Genomic DNA, 26944 nt, shown 5'->3' with positions numbered 1-26944 from the left:
ACACTAAGCCAACATAACGGCCAGCGATAGCCACATGGACTAACGTGTCGTATCAGCCAGCCCTTGATTGCATGGCTAAGGCTCAAGACGTGCGACTATCGGCAGTTAACAAGGATATGAAGTAAGTTGCAAAAAACCTTTCCAAACTGTAAAACAGAGTTTTGATAACCGACTGCAGCCCAACTATGAATATTCAAGAACTATTTGAATTAACTCATGCTGCCAAATTACGTATTCACTCAATTACAAGTACGGTAGCTTATGCGATTGCAGCCTTAGAACGTGACCCAGCTCCGATCTTTCAACTTGGCACTGTTGTACGCATGGGCTTGTCGGATGAGGAAGTGAGTGATCCAGCTACCATCGAGATTATGAGATGGGAATACAGAGTATGGATTATAGGTCATGCTCTGGCAGACATTTCTGAATCTATTGCAACATTACTCAATGAAATTGTTAAGCTTGAAAGTGCACTGCTCGGTTACGAAGATCAATTTATTCGTTTTGAGCGTTTAGGACTAGATCGAAAGCTACATGCTCTTCCAAAGTTAATTTTGGATGAAGACTATGTAGCAGCAATAGACTCAATTACTAAAGCACGGAATTGTTTAATACACCGACACGGGATCATCGGATCTAGTGATTGCAATGGAAATCAGGAGCTAATACTAACTTGGCGCGGGATAATAGTTTCTAAGACTGGACCTCATGGCGAAGATGAGATCGAATTTGAACCATCATATCGCGGTCCTGCTGCTGCTTCACCTAATGGATTGGTAAAACTTTTAATATCAAGTGTTACAAGAAAATTTCCATTAGGATCAAGACTGAATTTCGAACCAAATGATTTATGTACATTGGCTTGGTGTTTGGGCGGAATAATTTTACAGATAGAAACCGAAGTTAAAAGGCTAATTGAAGAAGGTGGAGCTACAGAACAGACAGTTCAAGTAGCTGGCGAACCATTTGCGATTGTTAAATGGCAAAAGACTAAAGACAACGAAAACTCTCTTATCATTGAGAATATTGGTGATTCAGATGCTTTGGGTAGCATTGATAATTTTAATAATACTCAGTTTGAATTCAATCTTAGAACACCTGTGACACTCATACTTAAAGAACCATCTGGCAATCCATTCAGGGTGTTTTACAAATCAAAAGCAGGCAATGGGAAAATATTCTTCGTGTTAATAAATTATGAAGATAAGACGACTATTACAGAAATAGTGAAAAACTGAAATCTGAAACTCTGAGTCCCGTTCGGCATTGAGAAAAGAAAAACGGCTCACATTTCTGCGAGCCGTCTTTTATATTTTGGTAGGGTGTGCGGGGATCGAACCCACGACAAACGGATTAAAAGTCCGCTGCTCTACCAGCTGAGCTAACACCCCATCTGTTTCTTGTCTGCCGCTTTGTTTTGCGTCAAATTTGAAAGAACGCGATTATGGGGGATGAATTAAATTTGGTCAATGCTGTTTTGGCTTTTTTTGTATAAAAAGTTTATTTTTTTATTCATCCCGATTTTTTGCTTTACATTCCGGGGAATTTTCCGCCCATCATGCCGCCCATGCCCCGCATCAGCTTGGCCATGCCACCTTTGCTGAACATCTTCATCATCTTTTGCGTTTCTTCAAATTGATTGAGTAGGCGATTGACGTCTTGCACTTGCACACCGCTCCCGGCGGCGATCCGTTTTTTGCGTGTGGCTTTAATCAGCTCGGGTTTTCGGCGCTCTTCTGCCGTCATGCTATTAATGATGCCTTCGATGCGGCGCATGGATTTATCCACGTCGTCGGTGTTGATCTTTTGCGCCATGCCGGAAATCTGGCTGGGCATTTTGTCCATGAGTGACGCCATGCCGCCCATTTTGCGCATTTGCAGCATTTGCGCTTTAAAGTCTTCGAGGTCAAACTTGGCGCCAGACTTGATTTTGTCGGCGACTTTTTGCGCCTCGGCCATGTCGACCTTTTTATGCGCTTCTTCAATCAGGCTTAAGACATCGCCCATGCCCAAGATACGGCCCGCCATGCGGTCTGGGTGGAATGGCTCCAGGCCATCCACTTTTTCACTCACACCGATAAACTTGATCGGCTTGCCGGTGACGTGACGCACCGAGAGCGCAGCACCGCCGCGTGCATCGCCGTCCAGCTTGGTGACGATGACGCCGGTAAGCGGCAAGGTTTCGCCAAACGCTTTGGCGGTGTTGACGGCATCCTGGCCTTGCATGGCGTCGACCACAAACAAGGTCTCAGTGGGCTTGAGGTAGGCATGCAGGTCTTTGATTTCGGCCATCATGGCTTCATCAATGGCTAAACGACCGGCCGTATCAAAAATCACCACATCGTAGTAATTCTTTTTGGCTTGATCCATGACCTGCGCAGCAATGTCCAGCGGCTTTTGCTGCGGGTTGGAATCAAAGCAGTCGATCTCGAGCTGTTTGGCCAGCGTTTGCAGCTGGGTAATCGCCGCAGGGCGGTAGACGTCGGCACTGGCCAGCAGGACTTTTTTCTTTTGCTCTTTGAGCAGCTTGGCCAACTTGCCTGAGGTAGTGGTTTTACCTGCCCCCTGCAAACCTGCCATCAAAATCACCACAGGCGGCACGGCGGCCAGGTTAAGGCCGACGTTGGCTTTACCCATGAGCTCTGTCAGCTCGTCGTTGACCACTTCAATCACGGCTTGGCCTGGCGTCAGGCTTTGCAGCACTTCGCGGCCATTGGCGCGTTCTTTGACGCGGGCAATAAAGTCTTTAACTACTGGCAGGGCCACGTCGGCCTCCAGCAGGGCCATGCGGACTTCGCGCATGGCATCGGCAATATTGTCTTCAGTCAAACGGGCTTGGCCGCGCAGGTTTTTAATCACGCCCTGCAAACGGCCGGTCAGGTTTTCCAGCATGGAAGGCCTTTCTTTCATCATTCATGAAAATTGAATAAAGTGATTTTACATCATGGCGGGGCAACCCTTGCAATAAAGCGCATGCATCCGGCGTTTGCGCGGCAGTAACCCTAGGCGAATGCAATGAGTTTTGCCATAATGCCAAGCATGACTCAACACCTGCTCCCTTACCTGATTGTCGCGTTTGTCTATATGGCGGTGGCGCTCGATTACTGGCGCATTGCCAAACAGGGCAAACCGGTCGACGAAAATGCTTTTCCGTTTCAACTGCACGGCGCGATGGTGGCGCTGGGGCTGGTCATGCATGGCGGCCTGCTCTATCGGGATATGTTTGCTATCGGCTCAGTCAATTTGGGGGTGTATTACGCGCTGTCGGCGATTTTATGGCTGACGGTGTTGATTTACTGGGTGGCCGATTTAAAACATTCATTACACAGCTTGCAGGCCTTCGTCTTGCCGCCTGCCGCGCTTTGCGTGCTGATGCCAGGCTTTGCGGTGACAGACTATTATGTGGATACCCACGGCTTCACTCTGTTTAACCTGCATATCCTGATCGCCATACTGGCTTACAGCCTGTTTACCTTTGCGGCGCTGCATGCGTGCCTGATGCGCATGGCCGAGCGCGCCTTGCATCAAAAAAACAGCTGGCTGGCGCTACAAGGATTTCCACCGTTACTGGTGCTGGATGCGCTGCTGTTTAAAGTGTTGCACGTGGGCTTTGTCTTGCTGACGATTACCTTGATCAGCGGCATGCTGTTTAGTGAAGAAATTTTCGGCAAACCCTTGCAGTTCAACCACAAAACCGTGTTTTCGATTGCCTCATGGATGATCTACGCCTGGCTGCTGTTTGGGCGCTTTAAATATGGCTGGCGGGGCAAAGTGGCCACCCGCTGGACGCTGGTGGGCTTTGTCTTGCTGCTGCTGGCGTATATAGGTAGCCGTTTTGTGTTACACGTGGTGCTGGGGCGCTAACTATTAAGCGCCTGCCAGCATACACGGCTCTTATTAGTTTCGCAGACTGATGATAGGCCAGCCTTGGTCTTGCGCGTAGGCGGTAAGCGTAGGGTCCGAATCCACAGCGACCGGATTGGTCACCAGTTTCATGAGTGGCAAATCGTTGTGTGAGTCACTGTAAAAATAACTTTTCTCAAAATCGGCCAGTGATTGGCCACGTGCCGCCAGCCATTCGTTCAGACGGGTCACCTTGCCCTGCTGAAAACTGGGCGTGCCACTGACACCGCCGGTATATTGCCCGTCCACCATCTCAGGGTCGGTGCCGATCAGGTGTTCAATGCCATAAGCGGTGGCAATTGGCTTGGTGACAAAGCTGTTAGTCGCGGTAATGATCATGCACAAATCACCGTTGGCTTTGTGCTGGTTGACCAGGTTTTGTGCTTTTTGCGTCATCATCGGGCGGATAACGTTGGTCATATATTTTTTGTGCAGCTCATCCAGAAACGCTTTGGGATGTTGCGACAAAGGCTGCAACTGGAACTTGAGAAAAGCATAAATATCCAGACAGCCGTTTTTATAGTCTTCGTAAAACTGCTCGTTGCGCGCCTTGTGCTGCGCGCCATCCAGCAGGCCTTCGCCAATTAAAAACACGCTCCAGTTATAGTCACTATCCCCTGCCAGCAGGGTGTTGTCCAAGTCAAATAAGGCCAGGTTTTGTTTCATCACGCTTCATTTCTTTAATCAACATTAAACAATCTGTTCATCGGGCACGGCTTCTTTGGTTGCCGTCAGCACTAAAAAGACGCCGACCAGAATCACGGCCAGCGAAATATATTCCATGAGGTATATCTGTTCGTCGGCAAACCAGACGCCAACGACAAAGGCGACCACCGGATTGACAAAGGTGTTGCTACTGGCGACCAGGGGACGCACATGATGCAATAACCAATGGTAGGCAGAAAAAGCAATAATAGACCCAGGCACGATCATAAAGCCCAGGGCCACCCATGCCCGGGGCGACACCTGCGCAGGCATATGCTCGCCAAAGGCGATACTGAATAAAAACGCAATGAGCCCGCCACACAACATCTGGCTAGCGGCACCCATGAGCCCGGAAGGCATAGACAAATGTTTGCCCCAGACCGATCCCAATGACCAGCATGCGGCTGCAAACATCAGCAAGCAGGCACTGACCCAGTCGCCTTGCAGGCTGCCGCGGGTATTCAGCAACAAAATCCCAATCAGACCAATCGCAATGCCCAACCATTCGCGGCGGCTGATTTTGTGCCCCCACAGGCTGGAGAAAATCGCCATCCAGATGGGCGCAGTCGCAATCGCCAGCGCAGCCACGCTGGAGGACACATGCAGTTGCACATGTGACACCGTCCCATTGCCCAGCACAGGCAACAGCAGGCCAACCAAGGCCGCTCCACGCCACTGCACGCGTGTCGGCGGCGCATGCCCGAGCAAGCGCAAACTGACATATACCAGGCTACCGGCAATGGTAAAACGCAGCCCCACCATCACAAAGGGCGGAAAGCTCTCAATCGCATACTTAATCGCGAGGTAAGTTGAGCCCCAGATAAAGTAGGTACAAGCCAGCGCAATGGTCACCAACAACCAATGATTTCTTTGCGTCATTGCAGCTTGCCTTTCCAGGGTGTCATGGTTGAAAAAAGAAAACGCTTGTTACCCGCAGGCAACAAGCGTTGGTTCAGAGCCTGCTTACACTTGCGGGTTCAATTTTTCTGCTTTTGCATACAGCTTGTTGAGGCCATTCAGATAAGCTTTAGCGGAGGCGACGACAATATCGGTATCGGCGCCCTGACCATTCACGATGCGCCCACCCTTGGATAAACGCACGGTCACCTCCCCTTGCGCATCGGTACCACTGGTGATGTTGTTGACGGAATACAGCAGCAACTCGGAATCACTTTGCACCACGTTTTCAATCGCCTTGAAGGTCGCATCAACCGGACCACCACCATTGGCTTCGGTACGCTGCTCGCTACCATCCACACTCAGGGTCAAAATCGCGTGCGGGATCTCGCCGGTTTGCGAGGCCACTTGCAAGTAGCTCAGCTTGAACATTTCACGACTTTCCTGCACCACTTCATCACTCACTAGCGCGTGCAAGTCTTCGTCAAAGATTTCCGATTTTTTGTCAGCCAGCTCTTTAAAGCGCGCAAACGCCGCATTGAGCGCGTCTTCACTTTCGAGCTCAATGCCCAACTCTTTCAACCGGGTTCTAAACGCATTGCGGCCAGACAGTTTGCCCAGCGTCAATTTATTGGCACCCCAGCCCACATCTTCGGCGCGCATGATTTCATAGGTCTCGCGGTGCTTGAGCACGCCATCCTGGTGGATGCCAGATTCATGCGCAAACGCGTTGGCACCGACAATGGCTTTATTCGGCTGCACAGGATAGCCGGTGATGGTTGACACCAACTTGGAAGACGGCACGATTTGCGTGGTATCAATGCGCGTGTTCAGGTTAAAAATATCGCTACGGGTTTTAATTGCCATGACAACTTCTTCTAGGCTGGCATTCCCGGCGCGTTCGCCCAGGCCGTTGATAGTACACTCGACCTGACGTGCACCATTCATGACTGCTGACAGCGAGTTGGCGACCGCCATGCCGAGGTCGTTATGGCAATGGGTAGACCAGACCACTTTTTCCGCGCCCTTGACGCGCTGGATCAAGGTGGCAAAGCGCTCGCCCCACACCGCAGGCAGGCTGTAACCCACCGTATCCGGGACGTTAATGGTTTTGGCGCCCGCTTCAATCACGGCCTCAAACACGCGCACCAGAAAATCAATCTCTGAGCGTACCGCATCTTCCGCAGAAAACTCGACATCCTCAGTATACTCACGCGCCCATTTGACGGCTTGCACAGCACGCTCAACCACCTGGTCTTCCGTCATGCGCAGCTTGTTTTCCATATGGATTTTGCTGGTGGCAATAAAGGTATGGATACGGCCACGGACGGCATGCTTGATCGCCTCGCCGGCACGGCGCACATCGTTTTCACTGGCTCGTGCCAGCGAGCAAACGGTAGAGGTTTTAATCACCTTGGCGATCTCGGAAATCGCGTCAAAATCACCGGGGCTGGCGGCAGCAAACCCGGCTTCAATCACATCCACACCCAATTTCTCCAACTGGCGGGCAATGCGGATTTTTTCTTCTTTAGTCATCGCTGCGCCGGGGCTTTGTTCTCCGTCACGCAACGTGGTATCAAAAATAATAATTTGTTCCATGAATATTCCTAATCTGACAGCCGGATTTTACCCGCTTGTCCTTTAAATGACTATAACCGCGCCCACACCGCAGGCGTCAAATAAAAAACGCGCTTAGCCAAGCGCGTTTTAGAGAAGACTCTGCACTAGGCAGTATTTTTGGATTGCAGCCGCTCGCGTGCCCACATGTAATAGCCAGACAAGGCATACACAAACACCACGCTAAACAACACTTCTGGCGGGCTGTATGAAATCAGCACAAAGGCCATCACCACCGCCAAAATGGCTACGAACGGCACCGAATGTCTGAGGTTGATATCCTTGCCGCTGTAGAACTTGAGGTCAGAGACCATAGAGCCTGCGGCAAAAATAGTGATAAACCAGGCAATCCATTTCACCTGCAAGGCGCCAAAGAAAATCTCGCGGCCATCGATATTGTATTCATAAGACACCCAGACAAAGCCGGCAATCAAGGCTGCTGCGGCCGGGCTAGGCAAGCCCTGAAAGTAGCGCTTGTCCTGAAAGGGATCATCCAGCTTGGTATTGAAGCGGGCCAGGCGCAAGGCGGCACAGGCGGCATAAATAAACGCTGCAATCCAGCCCAGCTTGTTCATGGGCTGCAAGGCCCACACATACATGATGAGCGCCGGGGCGACCCCGAATGACACCATGTCCGCCAGGCTGTCATATTCAGCGCCAAACGCACTTTGGGTATTGGTCATGCGTGCCACACGGCCATCCAGGCCATCCATCACCATGGCAATAAAAATCGCAATCGCTGACTGCTCAAAGTGCTGGTTCATCGCCTGCACAATCGCGTAAAAACCGCCAAATAGCGAAGCTGAGGTAAACAGGTTGGGTAGCAGGTAAATCCCGCGCTGCCGCAGGCTGGTGTGTTGTTCGCGTCTAGACTGGCGGTTTTGTGATTCAACCATAAGGAACTTTTCAGAATTGCAGAATACCTGCATTGTTGCGGGCAATCACAAAAAATGCAAGCGTGCCCCCTGCATGCAAGCGGGTTTTCTCCGCAAGAAGCAAGTATCCCGGCTGTGCTAAAATAGCGCTTTATTTAAGCCAGTTATCGCGCGTTCATGCAGTTTTCCTTACACAATACCGACGGCCTAGCTCGCCGCGGCACCGTCAGCCTGCCCCATGGTGAAGTCCAAACCCCGGCCTTTATGCCTGTGGGCACCTACGGCACGGTTAAAGCCATGTCTCCACAGGAGCTCAATGAGATTCAAGCCCACATTGTGCTCGGCAATACCTTTCATTTGTGGTTGCGGCCAGGCCTAGAAGTAATTGCAGCGCATGATGGTCTGCACAAGTTTATGGGTTGGGAAAAGCCTATCCTCACAGACTCAGGCGGTTTCCAGGTGTGGAGCCTGGGCGAACTGCGCAAAATTACCGAAGAAGGTGTCAAGTTTCAGTCCCCCATCAACGGCGACCGCTGCTTTCTGACACCTGAAGAGTCCATGCGCATCCAGCGTGTACTCAACAGTGACATCGTCATGATTTTTGACGAGTGCACACCCTACCCGGCCAGCCATGATCAGGCGCGCAAGTCGATGGAACTCAGCCTGCGCTGGGCACAACGCAGTCGCGATGCTTTTAATGTTTACCAGACACACACCATCGCGCATACCCTGACCCTGCAGGGTGGCCAGGAACAAATCGCCCAACTAGGCGCAGACAACACACCCAGCAATGGCAACGCACTTTTCGGCATTATTCAGGGTGGCATGTACGAAGACCTGCGCGATATTTCGCGCCAGGGCTTGGAAGCCATTGGCTTCGATGGCTATGCCATTGGCGGCCTCTCGGTCGGCGAACCCAAAGAAGACATGTTACGCATCCTGGCACATACTGCGCCACAAATGCCTAAAGACAAACCTCGCTACCTGATGGGCGTCGGCACCCCTGAAGACCTGGTGGATGCCGTCAGCTATGGCATTGATATGTTTGACTGTGTGATGCCCACCCGTAACGCCCGTAATGGCTGGCTGTTCACGCAATACGGCGATGTGAAGATCAAGAACGCCAGTTACAAAACGGATACACGCCCACTGGATGATGAGTGTGACTGCTATACCTGTCAGCACTTCAGCCGCGCTTATTTGCATCATTTGCACCGCATCGGCGAGATTTTAGGGGCACGTTTGAACACCATCCATAACCTGCATTATTACCAGGTGTTGATGCAAGGCATGCGGGCGGCGATTGAAGAGAACCGTTTTGAGGCGTTTAAGGCCGAATTTGCCCGGAAACGGGCAGAGAAGCGTTAAGAACAACTCCATGCTTGTAGAAGTGAATGAAACACTGAGGCATAAGCTGAATCGATGATCGATTTACTTCGCCTTTAGGCGACTGCTCTTTCTTATGCTTGTCCATCAAAAAGAAGGCAAAGAACACAACACCCTAGCTTCCGCTTATCCCCTACGTTGCTCGCCAAAACAAGCGGTCACGAAACTCGACCTGGCAGCTCACAAAATGCGTGAGCCGCTGCGTGACTCGAACAGTCGCTCCCTTTACTAACGCTCATGCTTCAATCATAACCAAGCTAATATTACCCTCGTCTAGATTCCGGCCTCTGCCAGAACGACAACGCTCATAAAACGCATTTCAGCAAATAACGCCCTTTCATCCTCGAATCACACCCCGCCATTTATTCTTCTCTTGCCTGTGCTAGAATCGCGAGTTACTTATTAGATTCATTCAGGAACAAGTATTATGTTTATCAGCAATGCCTATGCCGCTGGCGCGCCAGCCACCGACTTTATGAGCTTTTTGCCTATGGTGGTCATTTTTGTGTTGTTTTATTTCATGCTGATCCGCCCACAAGTCAAGCAGGCCAAGCAGCATAAATCCATGCTCGAAACACTGAAGGCAGGCGATGAAGTGGCGACCAACGGCGGGATTGTCGGCAAAGTGACTAAAGTCAGTGAAAATTTTGTCAGCATCGAAATCGCGGCCAATACCGTGGTGCATGTACAGAAACATACTGTGCAGACCTTGCTGCCTGCTGGCACTTTAAAATCGATTTAACTGTTATCCATTTAGTGCAAGCGCAAAGCGCTTGCCTTTCATTCTGAACAAGAGTTTGTTATGAACCGTTATCCGTTATGGAAATTCGTGCTGATTGGCACCGTGATTGTGATTGGGCTGCTGTACACGATCCCCAACTTTTTTGGGGAGTCGCCTGCGGTACAAATCAGTCCGGCCAAAACTTCGCTCAAGCTGGATGAGGGCTTGCTGCGCAAAGTGGAGGATACGCTCAAGCTCGCGGATATTCCGTTTGATGGCGTGTTTATGGATGCGAGCGGCGTGAAGGTACGTTTTGCCAATACCGATACGCAACTGCTGGCAAAAGACAAATTGGTCGCCAACCTGGGCAAAGACTATACCGTCGCGCTCAATCTGGTGCCACAAACGCCAAACTGGCTGCAAAGCATAGGCGCCAAGCCGATGTATCTGGGTTTGGACTTGCGTGGCGGCGTGCACTTTCTGCTGCAAGTAGACATGAAAGCCGCGCTGGATAAAGCCGCAGAAAGCACCATGGGCGATTTCCGCATGGCCTTGCGTAAAGAAAAAGTCAATTATTTCGGCATTGAGCGCCAGGGCCAAGTGGTGGTAGTGAAATTTGAATCCGAAGCAGAAGCCACCAAAGCACGCAACCTGCTGGCAAAGGACTATTCTGACCTGACTTATAAAATTACGGGCAGCGACAAGGACTTCAACCTGACAGCCAGCATGAGTGTGATGGCGCAAAAACGCATTCAGGAATTCGCACTCAAGCAAAACCTGCAAACGCTGCACAACCGGATTAACGAGCTGGGCGTCGCTGAGCCTATCGTGCAACAGCAAGGCATGGACCGCATTGTGGTGCAATTGCCTGGTGTGCAAGATACCGCCAAGGCGAAGGAAATCCTGGGCCGGACCGCGACTCTGGAAATCCGCATGGTAGACGAAGAGAAGTCTGACATGGCTACTTTGCAAAAAGCGCAAAGCGGACAGGTGCCGTTTGGCGATGAGATGTTCACTGACCGTGAAGGTCGCCCCGTACTGGTGAAAAAGAATGTGGTGCTGACCGGTGACCGGATTACCGATGCAGGGCCTGGTGTGAATGGCCAAAATGGCGCTTCAGTCGTGAATGTCACGCTGGATGGCCGTGGTGCGGGAATCTTTAAAAATGTCACCCGAGAAAACGTTGGCAAACGCATGGCGATTTTGCTGATTGAAAAAGGTAGCACCGAAGTGATTACAGCGCCGGTGATCAATGAAGAAATTGGCGGTGGCCGCGTACAGATTTCCGGCATGGCCAACGCGCAGGAAGCCACAGACATTTCATTGCTGTTACGTGCCGGGGCATTGGCCGCACCGATGGAAATCATTGAAGAGCGTACTGTGGGCCCAAGCATGGGTGAAGAAAACATCAAACGTGGTGTGCACTCTACACTGTGGGGCTTTGCCGCGATTGCGGTCATGATGATTGTGTACTACATGGTGTTTGGGGGCGTCTCGGTGATGGCTTTGGGCGTGAACCTGCTATTGCTGGTTGCCATCCTGTCCATGTTGCAAGCCACACTCACCCTGCCTGGCTTGGCCGCGATTGCACTGGCCCTGGGGATGGCAATTGACGCCAACGTACTGATCAACGAGCGTATCCGTGAAGAGTTGCGTAACGGCAATACGCCGCAAGCCAGTATCCATGCCGGTTACGATCGCGCGTTTGATACGATTCTCGACTCCAACGTGACGACCTTGATTGCAGGTCTGGCACTGTTCATGTTCGGGACCGGCCCGATCAAAGGCTTTGCTGTGGTTCACGTGCTGGGCATTATGACCTCTATGTTTAGTGCCGTGCTGGTTTCTCGTGCACTGGTGAATCTCTTGTATGGCTATCGCCGCAAGATTGAGCACCTGCGGATCGGCTAATCCGTGACCTGCCACGACTAGAAACGCATTTAAGAGAACACATTATGGAATTATTCAGAATTAAAAAAGACATCCCGTTCATGAGTTACGGGCGTCTGACCACCTCAATCTCGCTGATCACGTTTGTGCTGGCAATTTTCTTCCTGTTTCACCGTGGCCTCAATTATGGGGTGGACTTTACCGGCGGGACCGTGATGGAAGTACATTACCCGGCCGCTGCCAATATCGAGCAAATTCGCCAGGTCATGGATGCGGTTGGCTTGAAAGATGTCACGGTGCAGAACTTCGGCTCCAGCCAGGATGTGCTGATCCGCCTGCCCGTTAAAAAAGAATTATCGATTGCCCAACTCTCTGAAAAAATCTCGACTGCCCTGAAAGGCGCGGATGCTGGTGCTGAAATCCGTCGCGTGGAGTCTGTCGGCTCGCAAGTGGGTGAAGAGTTGTATGAAAATGGGGCGTTGGCCTTGCTGCTGGTCTGCGCAGGCATCATGGGTTACCTGGCCTTGCGTTTTGAATGGCGTTTTGCGGTAGCTGCCATCATCGCCAACATGCACGACGTGATTATTATCTTGGGTTTCTTTGCGTTCTTCCAGTGGGAGTTCAACCTGACGGTGCTCGCCGCGATTCTTGCCGTGCTGGGTTATTCGGTGAACGAATCTGTGGTGGTCTTTGACCGTGTGCGTGAAAACTTCAAGAAAATGCGTAAAGCCAGCGCAGTGCAAGTGATTGACAATGCGATTACGCGTACCATGTCCCGCACCATCATCACCCACATCATGACGCAGACCATGGTCTGTTCCATGCTGTTTTTTGGTGGCGAAACCTTGCACAACTTCTCACTGGCCTTGACCATTGGCATTCTGTTCGGCATTTACTCATCCGTATTGGTTGCCTGCCCGATTGCCATGTGGCTGGGCGTCAACCGTGCCAACCTGATTGGTGACAGCGAGAAAAAACCGAAAGAAGACGAAGCCGCCCTCGCCCCCTAAGCCGCGACCTAGTCCCGGTTTCCCTTGATTTTTAGCCACTGGTGAGTACACTAGTGGCTTCTTGTTTTTATCGTCGCTCCCTTGGACAATATCCCCTTAAGCTGGCAGATTTGCCTGCTACTGCTGTTGCTGGCTTTTACGGCCTTTTTCTCTATTGCCGAAACCAGTTTGATGTCGCTGAACCGTTACCGCATGCGACATCTGGCCAAAGAAGGTCACCGCGGGGCTAAACTGGCAAGCCGCTTGATTGCGCAAACCGACAAAACTCTGGGTGCCATCCTGCTGGGTAACACGTTTTGTATTGTGGGCTCCTCGACGCTGGAAGTGATTATTTCCGAGCGCCTGTTTGGTGAAGGCGACTATGTGCTGATGTTTGGCTCGCTGGCCATCACTTTTGCCATTCTGGTGTTCAGTGAGATTTCGCCAAAAGTGATTGCCGCTGCCCATGCAGAAAAACTGGGCTTTGCCAGCAGTTACCTGCTCTACCCGCTATTATGGTTATTCACGCCCGTGGTCTGGTTTGTCAATCTGTTTGTCAAAGCCTTCCTCAAAATACTCAGGGTACGCGTTAACTTTGACGAGCAGGCCCAAGCGGTAACCTCTGAAGAACTACGCAGCATTGTCAGCGATGCCGGGCAATATATCCCGTCACAAAGCCGGACCATTTTGCTCAACTTGCTTGATCTGGAAGACATTATTGTCGACGATGCAATGACGGCGCACACCATGGTGGAATTCATAGACCTCGATGATCCGATTGAGCAAATCATGGAACAACTGGTGCGTAGCCACCACTCTCGGCTGCCAGTGCGCCAGGGCGATCATGAAGACATTGTTGGCATTTTACATGTGCGCAAAGTACTGCCGCTCCTGCGCGACTTCCATACCGGCCAGGCGCCCACCAAAGCGTTGCTGCAGGCAGCCATGAGTCTGCCCTACTACATCCCTTCTGGCACGCCGCTGTATACCCAGTTACAGCAGTTTCAGAAGCACCATGAACGCATTGCGCTGGTGGTAGATGAATATGGCGAATTCAAAGGCCTGCTGACACTGGAGGACATTCTGGAAGAAGTGGTCGGTGAGTTCACCACTCAAACGCCAGAACATGAACGCCAGTTTCATCAACATGAAGATGGCAGCTGGCTGGTGGATGGCAGCAGTCTGTTGCGCGATCTCAACCGCAAATTGAAACTCTCGTTGCCTACCGATGGTCCACGTACATTGAATGGACTGATTCTGGAGCACTTTGAGGATATTCCCGAGCAGAATACCAGCTTCAAGATCGGTGATCACCGGCTCGAAATCCTGGAAGCGCAGGACCGTATCGTCAAGCGCGTCAAAATTTATCTTTAAAACACGGCTAACTTCCGTATCCAGCACTTGAATTTTTTAATACAAGGCGCAAAATAAGTCCTAAGACAGGTATACGAAACTATGGCAAGACCCAAGCGTGATAGTGATTTGGCGGTAGCCCCTCAAGTTGCCAAACCCAAACCTCCCGAACTGTTCAAGGTGTTGTTACTCAATGATGACTACACCCCGATGGAGTTTGTGGTGGCAGTGATTGAGCGTTTTTTTAGCAAGACCCGCGAACAAGCGACGCAAATCATGCTCAAAGTACATACCGAGGGTGTGGGCGTATGCGGTGTATACCCACAAGACATAGCTGAAACCAAAATGCACCAGGTGCTGGAGTCGGCCAGAGAAGCGCAACATCCCTTGCAATGCGTCATTGAAGCGGCGTAACACAGGGTTGAAGCCGGGAATAGGCATCGCAAGAATATCGGGCAAATACGCTGACATTCTTGCGCTTCAAAGCATCAGCAGCAGTGGTAGCATGTGAATACATGGTTTCATTCAGTTTGACTCATTTAAACTTGAGCAAATAGTACGATTGGGGCATTGAATTTTTTTGAAAAAAGCACGATAACAAGAAAACAAATCGTTTTTGCCAGTTAGCGAAGGGTTGCTGTTGTGAATCCGGCGTTTTTTGTAGTGTAGTGTATTAAGGAAAGTCATCATGATTGCTCAAGAACTTGAAGTTAGCCTGCACATGGCTTTTATGGACGCGAGACAAAAGCGTCACGAATTGATTACGGTTGAGCATCTGTTATTGGCTATGTTAGATAACCCGACAGCCGCTGAAGTCCTGCGTGCTTGCGGTGCCAAATTTGATACCCTGCGTAGCGAGCTCAGCCAATATATTGAAGAACACACGCCGACAGTGGCTGGCAGCGATGAGGTTGACACGCAGCCGACCCTGGGCTTTCAACGCGTCATCCAGCGCGCAATGCTGCATGTGCAGTCCTCCGGCAAAAAAGAAGTGACAGGCGCCAATGTGCTGGTCGCAATCTATGGCGAAAAAGATTCGCATGCCGTGTTCTTCCTGCATCAGCAAGGCGTGACTCGCTTGGATGTGGTCAACTTCATTTCACATGGCGTAGCCAAAATCCAGGAAAACGAGCAAAAATCCAGCAACAGCGAACAGGAAACTGAAGGTGAAAGTGTCAGCACAGGCGCACTCGAAAACTTCACCCTGAACCTAAACGCACAAGTTGTTGCGGGCAAAATTGACCCGCTGATTGGGCGTGGCCTGGAACTTGAGCGCGTGATTCAGACACTGTGCCGTCGCCGCAAAAACAACCCGCTGCTGGTGGGTGAGGCAGGCGTAGGTAAAACTGCGATTGCAGAAGGCTTGGCTTCACGCATCGTCAACAAAGAAATTCCAGAAGTGCTGGAAAATGCCACCGTGTACTCGCTCGACATGGGCGCGCTGTTGGCAGGCACCAAATACCGTGGTGATTTCGAGCAACGCTTGAAAGCAGTCATGAAACAATTGTCCGAGAAACCGGATGCGATTTTGTTTATTGATGAAATCCACACGCTGATTGGCGCCGGCTCTGCCAGTGGTGGCACGCTGGATGCCAGCAACCTGCTCAAGCCAGCGCTCTCCAACGGTTCACTCAAGTGCATAGGTGCGACCACTTATCAGGAATACCGTGGCATCTTCGAGAAAGACCACGCCTTGTCTCGTCGCTTCCAGAAAATCGACGTGCAAGAGCCTAGCGTGGCTGAGACCATTGAAATTCTCAAAGGCCTTAAGACCCGCTTTGAAGAGCATCACAGCGTAAAATATAGTGCCAGCGCCCTGACTGTGGCCGCTGAATTGTCTGCCAAATATATCAATGACCGTCATTTGCCAGACAAGGCGATTGACGTGATTGACGAAGCAGGAGCAGCCCAGCGCATTCTGCCCAAGAGCAAGCAGAAAAAAATTATTGGTAATAAAGAGATTGAAGAGATTATTGCCAAGATTGCGCGCATTCCGCCCAAAAATATTTCCAGTGATGACCGCAATGCGCTCAAAACGCTGGAACGCGATCTCAAAGCCGTGGTGTTTGGTCAGGACAAGGCAATCGAAGTATTGTCTTCTGCCGTCAAAATGGCTCGCAGCGGTTTGGGCAATGGCAACAAGCCGATTGGCAGCTTCCTGTTTGCGGGTCCCACCGGGGTCGGTAAAACCGAGGTGGCCAAACAATTGGCTTACATCCTGGGCATTGAGTTGCTGCGCTTTGATATGTCCGAGTATATGGAGCGTCACGCCGTCTCCCGCCTGATTGGTGCGCCTCCGGGCTATGTCGGCTTTGACCAGGGCGGTTTGTTGACTGAGGCGGTCACCAAGCAACCATACTGCGTATTGCTGTTGGATGAAATTGAAAAAGCTCATCCTGACATCTTCAACATTCTGTTGCAGGTGATGGATCATGGCACGCTAACAGATAACAATGGCCGCAAGGCGGATTTCCGCAACGTCACCATTATCATGACGACTAACGCGGGTGCAGAAAGCATGTCAAAAGCCAGCATAGGCTTTACCAACAGCAAGGACAGCACTGATGAAGCCGCTGACCTCAAGCGTTTGTTCAGCCCTGAGTTCCGTAACCGTCTCGATGCGACTGTGTCGTTCAGCGCCCTGAACCAGGAAGTCATACTGCGCGTGGTAGACAAGTTCTTGATGCAGCTTGAAGATCAGTTGCATGAGAAAAAAGTGGATGTCACCTTCAGTGATGAGCTTAAGGCTTATCTGGGCAGAAAAGGCTTCGATCCACTCATGGGTGCGCGTCCGATGGCACGCCTCATCCAGGATACGATCCGCAAAGCCCTGGCCGATGAATTGCTGTTTGGTAAGCTAAATGATGGTGGTCAGGTCCATATTGATATTGATGAACATGACCAGATTCAGTTGAACTTTAAAGAGGAAACTGTTTCAGCCTGATTTGGATTGAACTTTCATCGCACAAAGGCCACTCTAAACGGTGGCTTTTGTGTTTCTTGCACTGCTTTAGTGCAAAAAAACCATGGACACGAGTCATGCGATTGCTGCCTGGCTCCCGTGTTTTGTTTCAGCCAGGCTTAAAATCAATACGTTAGGGATATGCAAATTGCTGGTATAGTTATTGCTATCAATGAATTGCCTGACAGAACTGATTTTGTACATGCAAAAGATTTTTTATTTTCTACATGTGTTGTGTTTGCTGTTTGCACTGCAAACAACGGCCGCCGAACCGGCGGCCACCACTACCCTGCTCGAGACCGGCTTGCTTGACAACGCCGTCACTACAGTCGCGAGCCTGGCTAACGCGTCTGATGACGCCTTGTCTGCGGACTTTGGAGAGGTGAGCAACTCGGTTGACATGCTTGAGATTGCCGAAATCGACATTGATAAAATCCTGCTCCCCGGATTCAGTTACCCATTACATAAAACCCAGTTCCATCCTCCCGAACATCAATCCTCTTCCTATCACTTGCTCTTATCCTTCTGGCTAGACCGGCCTCCGCAATCCGTTTAAAGACGTCGTTACTGCGCGCATCCTCAGGATGTGACGCAGGTGTCATATGTATTCACAGAGTGCTGTCAACAGCACTCTGTCATGAGGATCATTATGTTGTCTTGTATTCGTTGGCGAACCTTATACTGGCTGGGATGGCTGTGTAGCCTGCCCGCCCTCGCACTGGCCGAAGGCCAAACTTTTGACTTGCAAATGCTGCTGGACAAAGCAGTGGCTGAGAATCCCACCATTGCAGTGAGTAAAGCTCAAACGGCAGCTGCTGCCGCTGGCGTCACCGTATCGCGTTCTTACTATAATCCGGACCTGGAAATCATGGCGGGACCCGCCAGATATCGTAATGCCCCAGGTACGACCAACCAGAACTATGGCGTGACCATTTCCCAGCCACTGGACTTTCTTAGCACGCGCGCCTCCCGTCGTGAATATGCTGAGCAGCAGTTTAATTACGCCGAGAAAGGCATCCACACTACCAGCTTTGACTTGCGTAACCAGATTAAAGCGGCTTATTTGAATGTCTTACTCCGCCAGCAGATTATGGAAATGCTGGGCGCAAACCTGGCGTTACTGCAGCAAGTACAAAGCCGCGTCAAACGCAAGGTTGAAATAGGCGAAGCGGCCAGATATGAATTGATCAAGGCGGATACTGAATTACTGGCTACTGAACGTGACTATGCCAGTGCACAAACCAGAATTGACGAAGCCAAAGCCATGTTGCATGGCATGATCGGCAATATGCCTGACGCGTTTGAGATCAAGCGGCAGTTACCTACCATCTCGAACCTACCCGACATCACCGAATTGAGACGTTCGGCAGAGAACAATCCTTACCTGCAACAGCTGCAGAGTGCCAGGGACAGTGCTGAAGCCAAACTCAAACTGGAGCAGGCGCTTCGTTTCCCCGGGGTGACCGTGAAGTCAGACTTCACGCAAGACCCTGACCTGAATACCTTAAGAGTAGGCGTGGTGGTGCCTTTACCGGTCTGGAACCGGCGCGAAGGCCAGATAGCACAAGCAGTGGCGGGGATTGAGGAAGCCAATGCCAACATCAAGCAGCAGCAACTGTTGCTGCGTAAGGAGATAGACAGCGCCTATCAACGGACCGTGATTGCCAGCAACCAGCTAAAAGCGTTTGAAAACGGCTTGTTGCAACAATCGCAGGCAACCTTGAGTCGCGCTGAAGCGGCTTATAAATTCGGAGAACGCGGCATTCTGGAGTATCTGGATGCACAACGCGTCAATCGTGAAGTCAAACGGGACTACCTGATTGCCAAATTCGATTATTTTTTCAGTGTCTTGCAAATCGAACGTTTCATCGGTTCCGATTTGGTACAACCTTAAGGGGATGGTCATGTCTCGTGTGTTATTTTCAACTTTACTGGTCGCCGCGCTGGCTGTGGTGTCTACCGCGTGCTCAGAAAAACCTGCCCCGGTTGCAGAAAAAAAAGAAGTCGTCGACCCTAGCCTGGTCACCTTGACCAAAGAATTACAAGCCAACGTCAAGGCCGGTCCGGTCACCGAAGTACAGTTCGTCGATACTTTGCGCATCCCTGGCCGTATCCAGGTGGATGAACAATATGAATCGCGTGCAGGGGCGTCGATTACCGGTCGTATCAGTACACTCGATGTCAATCTGGGCGACGAAGTTAAAGCAGGCCAGCGTCTGGCCACCATCAAAAGTACAGAGCTGGCGCAGTATCAACTAAGTTATATTAAAGCCAGCCAGCAGATGCAATTGCATAGAAAGGCCGTTGACCGCGCCAAGCAATTGCTTGAAGCCGACGTGATCAGCCCGGCCGAATTGCAGCGCCGTGAAGGTGAGCTCAATGCCGCCAATGCAGAGGTCAATGCTGCCCGCGACCAGTTACAGGTCCTTGGCATGGCGCCTAATGCCATCGCACAGCTGGGTCTGGCCAATAGCGGCATGTCTACCAGCCAGGTCAATTCAAAAATCACCGGCACGGTCATCGCGCGCAATGCCAGACTGGGGCAAGTCGTCGCCCCGGCCGAAGAACTGTTTGTGATTGCAGACTTATCGCATGTCTGGGCAGTCGCCGAGATCCCTGAACAGCAAATTGCACATATCAGCGAAGGACAGACCATCAATATTGAGGTGCCGGCACTGGACGATGCCGAATTGACTGGCAAGCTGGCATTTGTGGGCGATATTGTTAACCCGGCCACGCGGACCGTGATGGCGCGTGCCAATATCGATAATAGCAAAATGCTGTTAAAGCCAGACATGCTGATCACCATCCTGCTCGAGGCTAAACCGGAAAAAGTTGTGGCTGTACCCGCGACGGCTGTGGTGCGTGAAAACAATGCAGACCATGTTTTTGTGCAAACCATGAAACCAACGCAATACAAACTGATGCCTGTCACCCTCGGTAGAACCTATCAGGGTTACCGGGAAGTATTACAGGGCTTGCAAGCTGGTGATCAAATCGTGCTGGATGGCGCTTTTCACGTCAATAACGAGCGTAAGCGCAAAGAAATGGAGTAAGGCATGATTGAGTCTTTAATTCGCAGCGCGCTCAAGCAGCGCCTGATTGTGTTGGTGCTTGCCATCGCCCTGATTGGCGCCGGTTTATTTGCCGTTAAAAAACTGTCTGTCGACGCATTCCCTGATGTGACCAACGTTCAGGTCATGATTGCGACACAGGCCACCGGGAAATCTCCGGAAGAAGTTGAGCGGTTTATCACCGTACCGCTGGAAATCGCCATGACTGGCCTTCCCGGCCTCACTGAAATGCGATCGGTGAACAAAAACGCCCTGTCACTGATTACGCTGGTTTTCACTGACAGCACCGATGTGTATTTCGCCCGCCAACTGGTGATGGAACGCCTGATGGAAGTCATGGAGCGTATGCCTCAAGGCGTGACGCCTATTCTTGGGCCTGTCTCCACTGGCTTGGGAGAGGTGTATCAATTCACGCTGGACAAACCCAGTGATGGCAAAAAAGAACTGACGCGTGAAGACCTGACCGAAAGACGCGCCATCCAGGATTGGGTCGTGCGCCCATTGCTGCGCGGTATTCCCGGTGTGGCCGAGATTAACTCTCAAGGCGGTTACGTTAAACAATATCAGGTCCTGGTCAATCCTGACCGCATGACGCATTTTTCGATCAAGCTCAAAGATGTGTATGAAGCGTTAGCGCGTAATAATGCCAACAGTGGCGGCGGCATTCTGCCCCACTATGCCGAGCAATACCTGATCCGCGGTGTGGGCCTGGTGCAAAACCTCGACGATATCCGCAACATGGTGCTCAAGGAAGAAAACGGCATCCCGGTCTACATCCGTGATGTCGCAGAAGTCACCATAGGCCATGAAGTGCGCGTCGGCGTGGTGCTGAAAAATGGTGATACCGAATCCGTGGGTGGCATTGTCATCATGATGCGTGGCGGCAACGCCAAGGAAGTAGTCAGCCGTATCAAAGCGCGGGTAGAAGAAATCAACAGCAAAGGCATGCTGCCGCATGGCTTGCAGATCGTGCCTTATTATGATCGTAGCGAACTGGTGGATGCGGCACTACACACTGTTACCAAAGTGCTGATTGAAGGCATTATTCTAGTGATTGTGATTCTGTTCCTGTTCCTGGGCGACGTGCGTTCCAGCCTGATTGTGGTCGGCACGCTGGTGCTGACGCCACTAATTACCTTTATGGTGATGAACCATTACGGGATTTCTGCCAACCTGATGTCATTGGGCGGACTGGCGATTGCCATTGGCTTGATGGTCGATGGATCAGTCGTGGTGGTTGAAAATACGTTTCACCACCTGGGGCACCGTAAAGACGAAAGCCGGATTCGCGTGGCACTGGAAGCTGCCACGGAAGTGGCGACACCCGTTTTGTTTGGCGTAGGCATTATTATCCTGGTGTTCTTGCCATTGATGACACTGGAAGGCATGGAAGGCAAAATGTTCGCGCCTCTGGCCTACACCATTGCCATTGCCCTGTTTGTGTCGCTGATCTTGTCGCTGACCCTGACGCCAGCGCTGTGCTCCTATGTGTTAAAGGGCGGGAGCGGTGAAGACACCAAGCTGATACAGACGATCAAGCAACCCTATTTATCCGCTCTGAACTGGGTACTCAATAACGAGAAAAAAACCATTACTTTCTCGGCGCTTTTATTTATTGGCACCATTGCGCTATTCCCGTTTTTGGGGACTTCTTTTATCCCAGAAATGAAAGAAGGCTCGATTGTGCCGGGCATTAACCGTGTCCCTAATATTTCGCTCGAAGAATCCATGAAAATGGAAAACAAGGCGATGAAGCTGATCATGGAGCAAGTGCCGGGCGTCAAGTCTGCCATCTCCGGCCTCGGCCGTGGTGAAAGTCCGGCCGATGCGCAGGCACAAAACGAGTCCACCCCCATTATCAGCCTGAAACCGCGTGATGAATGGCCGGAAGGCTGGACACAGGATGATATTGCGGAAAAAATGCGTCAAGTGCTTGAGAAGTACATCCCGGGCGTGCAAATCATCATGGCGCAGCCTATTTCTGACCGCGTGGATGAGTTGCTGACTGGGGTGCGTGCCGATGTCGCCGTCAAGATCTTCGGTGAAGATCTGGATATGCTGAAACAAAAAGCGGACGAAATTGCCAAGATTGCCGGCACGGTCAAAGGCGCGACAGAAATCAAGGTAGAAAAAGTCTCCGGGCAACAATACCTGAATATTACGATTGACCGTCAGGCGATTGCCCGACATGGCATCAACACTGCCGATGTGCATGACATCGTTGAAACAGCCATAGGCGGCAAAATCGCCACCGAGATTTTTGAGGGACAACGCAGATTTTCAGCCGCAGTGCGCTATCCAGAATCTTTCCGTAATAACGAAGAAGCCATCCGCAACATTATGTTGACCTCCCCTAACGGCTCGCGTGTGGCGCTGGACGATGTGGCCGATATTGAAGTGAAGGATGGGCCGGCGCAGATCAGCCGCGAGCTGGCCAAACGCCGCATTGTCATCGGGGTGAACGTGAAAGACCGCGACCTGGGTGGTTTTGTGGCGGAGCTGCAACAAGTGCTGGATCAGCGCCTGCAATTGCCCGATGGTTACTACCTTGAGTATGGTGGCCAGTTCCAGAACATGGAGCGGGCCATGGGGCACCTGATGATTATTATCCCAGTCACCATTGCGGCGATTTTCTTCTTGCTGTTCTTGCTGTTCCAGTCGATACGCTTTGCCACCATGATTATTCTGGTGCTGCCATTTGCCTCGATTGGCGGCGTGATTGCCTTGTTTGTCACCGGCGAATATTTATCAGTCCCGGCCTCTGTCGGCTTTATTGCCCTGTGGGGGATTGCAGTACTTAATGCCGTGGTGCTGGTGTCTTATATCCGCACCTTGCGTGATGAAGGCCTGAGTCAACTGGAGGCGATTCGCAAGGGCTGCGCGCAGCGGTTCCGACCAGTCATGATGACGGCCACGGTGGCCATGCTAGGCTTGGTGCCGTTTCTGTTTGCCACAGGCCCAGGCTCAGAAGTACAGCGGCCATTGGCGATCGTGGTCATTGGTGGCTTGATCACTTCAACCTTGTTGACACTGATTGTGGTGCCAACCTTGTACCGTAAGTTTGAAGAAAGCAAAATAGAGGCATAATCCATGCCTAAACAAGCGACGTAAAAATATTCAGGGTGACTGTTTATGAAAGAAATCAAAGCGGTTGTACAACCAGCGAGATTACCTAAAATCCGCTCGGCCTTGCGCAACATCAAAGGCTTCCCCGGCATGTCCGTCCACAAGATGGAAGGCTGCGGTCCACACCTGCAAAAACCAAGTGCAGGGGTACGAGAGGAGCTCACCGATTACAGCCCTAAAGTCTATCTGTACATGGTGGTGCCGGATGACCTGGTAGAGGGTATCTTGCAAACCATCGTCGAGGTGGCCCATACCGGCAATGTGGGAGATGGCATAGTCTGGGTGACGCCCGTGGAACGCATGATCAGGCTGTCAGAGCAAATCATGGTGCTAGACTAGCGATCATGTGGCACTAAGTTAGGCGGAGGCATACTGGCGTGCCTTACAAGTCTCGCCAGTCCAGACCCTCAGCCTGATGGGCAATGCCTATCCAGTCACTGTCACAATGCAAGACTTCACTCAACGCCTGCCTGGCCAAGGCAGGCGTATTATTTTTCTCGCTTAAATGCGCAGCAACCAGATGCTTGAGGCGGCGGTTATCCAGCTGACTCAGTAGCTGGGCACTGGATTGATTGTCCAGATGCCCTAACCAGCCACCTACCCGTTTTTTTAGCGAGTGTGCATAAGGTCCAGTGCGCAACATCTCCAGATCATGATTGCACTCAAGCAGCAAGCCATCACACGCCTGTAGCATGGCCACGATGTGCGGGGTCACACTGCCAACATCTGTAAGCACACCCAGCTTGTGCGCACCATCCGTAAACACAAATTGTGCGGGTTCGCGGGCATCATGTGGCACAGGATAGGGATGGACCTCTATGTCTTGCAGGGCAAATGACGTATGAGCATCAATCAGCTTTACCGTCACCGCCTGGCTAGGCAAATAGCGCTCGCACATGCGGTAGGTACCATGCGTGAGCCAGACTGGGATCTGGTAGCGTGCAGCCAGTTTAAACGCGCCTCGCGCATGATCGTCGTGCTCATGCGTCACCAAGATGCCTGTCAGTTGCTCAGGGGCCAACTGCAAGCGCGCCAGACGCTGCACGGTATCCTTGACGCTAAAGCCACAGTCAAGCAAAAGCCGGGTTTCCCCGGCTTCTACCAGCGTGGCATTGCCTGCGCTGCCACTGCCTAATGATGCAAATCGCACACGCGGACCCGATTATTTCAATTGATCATACAACAGCGAAATAATGCGGTTTGCCGTAGTGGAGGTATTGCGTTTGTTGTCAGGCGTCAGCACATACACATCAGTGGTGTCATCGGCATTTTCCAGCACCTGGATATGGTATTGCTTGCTCGACTTGTCACCATCGGACGTGCCTTTCCAGAATTTGCTTTTATCGCCGGATTTAACCTCGGCCGGTGCATTACTCTTCTCGTCATCGTCACTGCTCCAGAATTTCAAGCGCTCCAGCAACCCTTTTTTCTGCTTGATCGGGTCCTCAGCATCCGTATCCGCATAACGCACATAGAAAATACCTTCAGAGCGGTTTTTATCCTCGGTCACAAAACCAATACGGTCCAGCGCCAGGCCCACACGGCGCCATGCACGGTCAAACGGCTCATTAAGTTTGAGCGTCACGCTCTGGTCCGGCTCTTTTACCACATCGGCGCGCTTGTCCGAAACCGCCTGCGTCATGACCTGATCGGCTTTCTGCTCATCCAGACCAAGCTTGACCATCATCCGGCGCAACAACTCCGCATCCAGATCAGCATCAAACTCTTTCCCTGCATTATTTTTGTTATCCGCCGCATTCGGACGATAGCCGGTATCAATCACCCCTAACTGAGTGGTGACGTAGTTTTTGCCATCATCTGGCGCACCGGCAACGGTACGGTGCGTCATATAAATTTCAGTGGTACCCTCTTTTTCGCCGCGCTCCAAACGGGTACGGAACTTACGTCTGTCAGCAAAGCCGGAGAGCTTATCCAGCCAGGCATCAAACTTTTCGCCATACCCACGGTTGTCTTCTTTGGGCTTGATGGCATCCGACTGCAACCACTCTGTCTCGATCACCCCAAGTTCAGGATTCTCGACACGGACGGCAAAGCCTTGATCCAGCCAGAAATCACGCACCAGCGGCCAGATTTTTTCCGGTGGCGCATTCACCACCAGCCAGCGCTGGGAACCCGCTTTGACCATACGCACATTTTTCATGTCAGCCAGCACGGGCTGCGGACCATTCTGCTCTTGCGCTTCCTGGTTTTGGCTATAAGCCGAATAGCTGGTGGCGCCTGGCACATTGTAGGTGCTGCTGGTGCGGACCGACGTCAGGTCAGGCGGCACTTCAAGTGGCTTGGAACGACTGGCCCCCTTGTAGTCCGAACTGTTGTTCATAAACGGGATAGAATCGCAGGCGGCCAACACAGTCACCAGACTGAACAGCACTGCGCGTTGTAACCATACATGACTCATGTGTTTCACTAGCCTTATCCTAAATTAGTCTTTGCACGCTCAAACAGCGGCGATTTCTGCCTGCTGCATGGCGTGACGCAATACTTCATGATACTGGCCCGACAAATTGACCAGCGGCAGACGGATCCCGGTACCGATCAAGCCCATTTGTTGCAATACCCATTTCACGGGGATGGGGTTGGCCTCAACAAACAGTTTCTGGTGCAGGGCAAACAGTTTGGCATTGGCCGCCTTGGCGGCAACCAGGTTGCCACTCAAGGCCTGCACGCACATTTCGTGCATCAGTTTCGGTGCCACATTCGCCGTCACGGAAATAACCCCTTTGCCACCCAGCAACATCAGCGCCAGTGCTGAGGCATCATCGCCACTGTAGACCGCAAAATCTGATGGCGCGCGCAGCAGCAAATCGGTGCCCCGCTCAATGCCTCCTGTCGCATCTTTGATGCCGACGATGTTGCGTAGCTGCGCCAGGCGCAACACAGTGTCATTGCTCAGGTCGCACCCGGTGCGGCCAGGCACATTGTATAAAATTTGCGGGATATCGACGGCTTCAGCCACTGCTTTAAAGTGCTGATACAAGCCCTCTTGTGAAGGTTTGTTGTAATAAGGCGCGACCAGCAGGCAGGCATCCGCACCCAAACTTTTGGCTTTGGCAGTTAAAGCAATGGCTTCAGCGGTAGAGTTAGCACCAGTACCGGCAATCACCGGCACCCGCTTGGCGACATAATCCACCGTGGTTTTAATCAGCAGGCAATGCTCGTCTACGTCTACGGTGGGCGACTCACCGGTCGTCCCGACAATCACAATACCGTCCGTACCGGCATCGACATGAAAGTCGATCAGCTTTTTGAGTGCGTCCAGATCCAAACGACCATCTTCAAACATCGGGGTCACAATTGCGACCAAACTGCCCGTCAACATACCTAACGCCATTCAATAATAAAGCCAATATTTTAACTGATTATACGCATGAACGCCAAAGAACCACTTGCAAGGCGTCTGTGACTCCATAATCCTGCCAGCAGCA

22 protein-coding genes and 1 tRNA gene are annotated in these 26944 nt (G+C 51.5%); 14 read left to right on the top strand and 9 right to left on the bottom strand.

Annotation, left to right across the window (positions count from 1 at the left end; all coding sequences use genetic code 11):
- Window positions 1-185: 185 nt before the first annotated feature.
- Window positions 186-1238, top strand: a complete 1053-nt coding sequence (locus ACFQ1T_RS06070; protein WP_379074828.1) for a hypothetical protein — start codon at window positions 186-188, stop codon at window positions 1236-1238.
- 77 nt (window positions 1239-1315) lie between these two features.
- Here the strand turns inward: ACFQ1T_RS06070 and ACFQ1T_RS06065 are convergent.
- A tRNA-Lys gene (locus ACFQ1T_RS06065) sits at window positions 1316-1391 on the bottom strand.
- A gap of 139 nt (window positions 1392-1530) precedes the next feature.
- Window positions 1531-2892 carry a signal recognition particle protein gene (gene ffh, locus ACFQ1T_RS06060; protein ID WP_379076868.1) on the bottom strand — a complete coding sequence of 454 codons (1362 nt, stop codon included), beginning with the start codon at window positions 2890-2892 and terminating at the stop codon, window positions 1531-1533.
- A gap of 138 nt (window positions 2893-3030) precedes the next feature.
- On the opposite strand from ffh, the gene ACFQ1T_RS06055 reads away from it, so the two are divergent.
- A complete protein-coding gene (locus ACFQ1T_RS06055) occupies window positions 3031-3864 on the top strand; it encodes a cytochrome C assembly family protein (RefSeq protein WP_313985825.1) in 834 nt (277 codons plus the stop codon).
- Window positions 3865-3897: 33 nt separating this feature from the next.
- Here ACFQ1T_RS06055 and ACFQ1T_RS06050 read toward each other — a convergent pair whose 3' ends face one another.
- The 4 genes from ACFQ1T_RS06050 to pssA form a co-directional block, all read right to left on the bottom strand.
- A complete protein-coding gene (locus ACFQ1T_RS06050) occupies window positions 3898-4569 on the bottom strand; it encodes a histidinol-phosphatase (protein WP_379074826.1) in 672 nt (223 codons plus the stop codon).
- Window positions 4570-4593: 24 nt separating this feature from the next.
- Window positions 4594-5487 (bottom strand): drug/metabolite exporter YedA, encoded by an 894-nt coding sequence (gene yedA / locus ACFQ1T_RS06045; protein WP_379074823.1) that lies wholly within the window; start codon window positions 5485-5487, stop codon window positions 4594-4596.
- A gap of 84 nt (window positions 5488-5571) precedes the next feature.
- On the bottom strand, window positions 5572-7104 hold the full coding sequence (locus ACFQ1T_RS06040; RefSeq protein WP_379074820.1) for a 2-isopropylmalate synthase: 1533 nt from the start codon (window positions 7102-7104) through the stop codon (window positions 5572-5574).
- 125 nt (window positions 7105-7229) lie between these two features.
- Window positions 7230-8018 (bottom strand): CDP-diacylglycerol--serine O-phosphatidyltransferase, encoded by a 789-nt coding sequence (gene pssA, locus ACFQ1T_RS06035; RefSeq protein ID WP_313985745.1) that lies wholly within the window; start codon window positions 8016-8018, stop codon window positions 7230-7232.
- 156 nt (window positions 8019-8174) lie between these two features.
- Between pssA and ACFQ1T_RS06030 the strand changes: the two genes are divergently transcribed.
- The 12 genes from ACFQ1T_RS06030 (at window position 8175) to ACFQ1T_RS05975 (ending at window position 23837) form a co-directional block, all read left to right on the top strand.
- Window positions 8175-9365: a tRNA guanosine(34) transglycosylase Tgt gene (locus ACFQ1T_RS06030; protein WP_379074817.1), complete on the top strand. Its 1191-nt coding sequence runs from the start codon at window positions 8175-8177 to the stop codon at window positions 9363-9365.
- A 445-nt stretch (window positions 9366-9810) separates the two neighbouring features.
- Window positions 9811-10125: a preprotein translocase subunit YajC gene (gene yajC, locus ACFQ1T_RS06025; protein ID WP_194748613.1), complete on the top strand. Its 315-nt coding sequence runs from the start codon at window positions 9811-9813 to the stop codon at window positions 10123-10125.
- A gap of 60 nt (window positions 10126-10185) precedes the next feature.
- The gene (gene secD, locus ACFQ1T_RS06020) at window positions 10186-12015 is read left to right on the top strand and encodes a protein translocase subunit SecD (RefSeq protein WP_194748614.1); all 1830 of its coding nucleotides are present in this window, start codon (window positions 10186-10188) and stop codon (window positions 12013-12015) included.
- 44 nt (window positions 12016-12059) lie between these two features.
- Complete coding sequence (gene secF, locus ACFQ1T_RS06015; RefSeq protein WP_194748615.1) at window positions 12060-13004, top strand: protein translocase subunit SecF; 945 nt, start codon at window positions 12060-12062, stop codon at window positions 13002-13004.
- A gap of 81 nt (window positions 13005-13085) precedes the next feature.
- On the top strand, window positions 13086-14357 hold the full coding sequence (locus ACFQ1T_RS06010; RefSeq protein WP_313985737.1) for an HlyC/CorC family transporter: 1272 nt from the start codon (window positions 13086-13088) through the stop codon (window positions 14355-14357).
- A gap of 81 nt (window positions 14358-14438) precedes the next feature.
- Window positions 14439-14750: an ATP-dependent Clp protease adapter ClpS gene (gene clpS / locus ACFQ1T_RS06005; RefSeq protein ID WP_194748617.1), complete on the top strand. Its 312-nt coding sequence runs from the start codon at window positions 14439-14441 to the stop codon at window positions 14748-14750.
- A 274-nt stretch (window positions 14751-15024) separates the two neighbouring features.
- Complete coding sequence (gene clpA / locus ACFQ1T_RS06000) at window positions 15025-17280, top strand: ATP-dependent Clp protease ATP-binding subunit ClpA (RefSeq protein WP_379074812.1); 2256 nt, start codon at window positions 15025-15027, stop codon at window positions 17278-17280.
- Between the two features lie 220 nt (window positions 17281-17500).
- Window positions 17501-17854, top strand: coding sequence for a hypothetical protein (locus ACFQ1T_RS05995; RefSeq protein WP_194748619.1), 354 nt, complete (start codon window positions 17501-17503; stop codon window positions 17852-17854).
- 93 nt (window positions 17855-17947) lie between these two features.
- Complete coding sequence (locus tag ACFQ1T_RS05990; RefSeq protein ID WP_194748620.1) at window positions 17948-19192, top strand: TolC family protein; 1245 nt, start codon at window positions 17948-17950, stop codon at window positions 19190-19192.
- A gap of 10 nt (window positions 19193-19202) precedes the next feature.
- On the top strand, window positions 19203-20354 hold the full coding sequence (locus ACFQ1T_RS05985) for an efflux RND transporter periplasmic adaptor subunit (protein WP_275356277.1): 1152 nt from the start codon (window positions 19203-19205) through the stop codon (window positions 20352-20354).
- 3 nt (window positions 20355-20357) lie between these two features.
- Window positions 20358-23459, top strand: a complete 3102-nt coding sequence (locus tag ACFQ1T_RS05980) for an efflux RND transporter permease subunit (RefSeq protein ID WP_194748622.1) — start codon at window positions 20358-20360, stop codon at window positions 23457-23459.
- Between the two features lie 45 nt (window positions 23460-23504).
- On the top strand, window positions 23505-23837 hold the full coding sequence (locus tag ACFQ1T_RS05975; protein WP_275356279.1) for a P-II family nitrogen regulator: 333 nt from the start codon (window positions 23505-23507) through the stop codon (window positions 23835-23837).
- Window positions 23838-23880: 43 nt separating this feature from the next.
- Here the strand turns inward: ACFQ1T_RS05975 and ACFQ1T_RS05970 are convergent, their stop codons facing one another.
- From ACFQ1T_RS05970 to dapA, 3 genes are read right to left on the bottom strand one after another with little or no spacing between them, the layout of a single operon-like run.
- Window positions 23881-24648 (bottom strand): MBL fold metallo-hydrolase, encoded by a 768-nt coding sequence (locus ACFQ1T_RS05970; protein ID WP_379074806.1) that lies wholly within the window; start codon window positions 24646-24648, stop codon window positions 23881-23883.
- Between the two features lie 12 nt (window positions 24649-24660).
- Complete coding sequence (gene bamC / locus ACFQ1T_RS05965) at window positions 24661-25917, bottom strand: outer membrane protein assembly factor BamC (RefSeq protein ID WP_194748625.1); 1257 nt, start codon at window positions 25915-25917, stop codon at window positions 24661-24663.
- Window positions 25918-25956: 39 nt separating this feature from the next.
- Complete coding sequence (gene dapA, locus ACFQ1T_RS05960; protein ID WP_194748626.1) at window positions 25957-26838, bottom strand: 4-hydroxy-tetrahydrodipicolinate synthase; 882 nt, start codon at window positions 26836-26838, stop codon at window positions 25957-25959.
- Window positions 26839-26944 lie beyond the last annotated feature (106 nt).

This window comes from Methylophilus glucosoxydans, from assembly GCF_042676145.1.
GTDB lineage: Bacteria > Pseudomonadota > Gammaproteobacteria > Burkholderiales > Methylophilaceae > Methylophilus > Methylophilus glucosoxydans.
The sequence above is the reverse complement of the archived record's forward strand: the minus strand, read 5'-3'. Positions and strand labels throughout refer to the sequence as shown.

Coding starts and splice junctions, on each gene's coding strand:
- ACFQ1T_RS06070 (WP_379074828.1), top strand. CDS start 186: ATGAATATTCAAGAACTATTTGAATTAACTCATGCTGCCAAATTACGT.
- ffh (WP_379076868.1), bottom strand. CDS start 2,892: ATGCTGGAAAACCTGACCGGCCGTTTGCAGGGCGTGATTAAAAACCTG.
- ACFQ1T_RS06055 (WP_313985825.1), top strand. CDS start 3,031: ATGCCAAGCATGACTCAACACCTGCTCCCTTACCTGATTGTCGCGTTT.
- ACFQ1T_RS06050 (WP_379074826.1), bottom strand. CDS start 4,569: ATGAAACAAAACCTGGCCTTATTTGACTTGGACAACACCCTGCTGGCA.
- yedA (WP_379074823.1), bottom strand. CDS start 5,487: ATGACGCAAAGAAATCATTGGTTGTTGGTGACCATTGCGCTGGCTTGT.
- ACFQ1T_RS06040 (WP_379074820.1), bottom strand. CDS start 7,104: ATGGAACAAATTATTATTTTTGATACCACGTTGCGTGACGGAGAACAA.
- pssA (WP_313985745.1), bottom strand. CDS start 8,018: ATGGTTGAATCACAAAACCGCCAGTCTAGACGCGAACAACACACCAGC.
- ACFQ1T_RS06030 (WP_379074817.1), top strand. CDS start 8,175: ATGCAGTTTTCCTTACACAATACCGACGGCCTAGCTCGCCGCGGCACC.
- yajC (WP_194748613.1), top strand. CDS start 9,811: ATGTTTATCAGCAATGCCTATGCCGCTGGCGCGCCAGCCACCGACTTT.
- secD (WP_194748614.1), top strand. CDS start 10,186: ATGAACCGTTATCCGTTATGGAAATTCGTGCTGATTGGCACCGTGATT.
- secF (WP_194748615.1), top strand. CDS start 12,060: ATGGAATTATTCAGAATTAAAAAAGACATCCCGTTCATGAGTTACGGG.
- clpS (WP_194748617.1), top strand. CDS start 14,439: ATGGCAAGACCCAAGCGTGATAGTGATTTGGCGGTAGCCCCTCAAGTT.
- clpA (WP_379074812.1), top strand. CDS start 15,025: ATGATTGCTCAAGAACTTGAAGTTAGCCTGCACATGGCTTTTATGGAC.
- ACFQ1T_RS05995 (WP_194748619.1), top strand. CDS start 17,501: ATGCAAAAGATTTTTTATTTTCTACATGTGTTGTGTTTGCTGTTTGCA.
- ACFQ1T_RS05990 (WP_194748620.1), top strand. CDS start 17,948: ATGTTGTCTTGTATTCGTTGGCGAACCTTATACTGGCTGGGATGGCTG.
- ACFQ1T_RS05985 (WP_275356277.1), top strand. CDS start 19,203: ATGTCTCGTGTGTTATTTTCAACTTTACTGGTCGCCGCGCTGGCTGTG.
- ACFQ1T_RS05980 (WP_194748622.1), top strand. CDS start 20,358: ATGATTGAGTCTTTAATTCGCAGCGCGCTCAAGCAGCGCCTGATTGTG.
- ACFQ1T_RS05975 (WP_275356279.1), top strand. CDS start 23,505: ATGAAAGAAATCAAAGCGGTTGTACAACCAGCGAGATTACCTAAAATC.
- bamC (WP_194748625.1), bottom strand. CDS start 25,917: ATGAGTCATGTATGGTTACAACGCGCAGTGCTGTTCAGTCTGGTGACT.
- dapA (WP_194748626.1), bottom strand. CDS start 26,838: ATGTTGACGGGCAGTTTGGTCGCAATTGTGACCCCGATGTTTGAAGAT.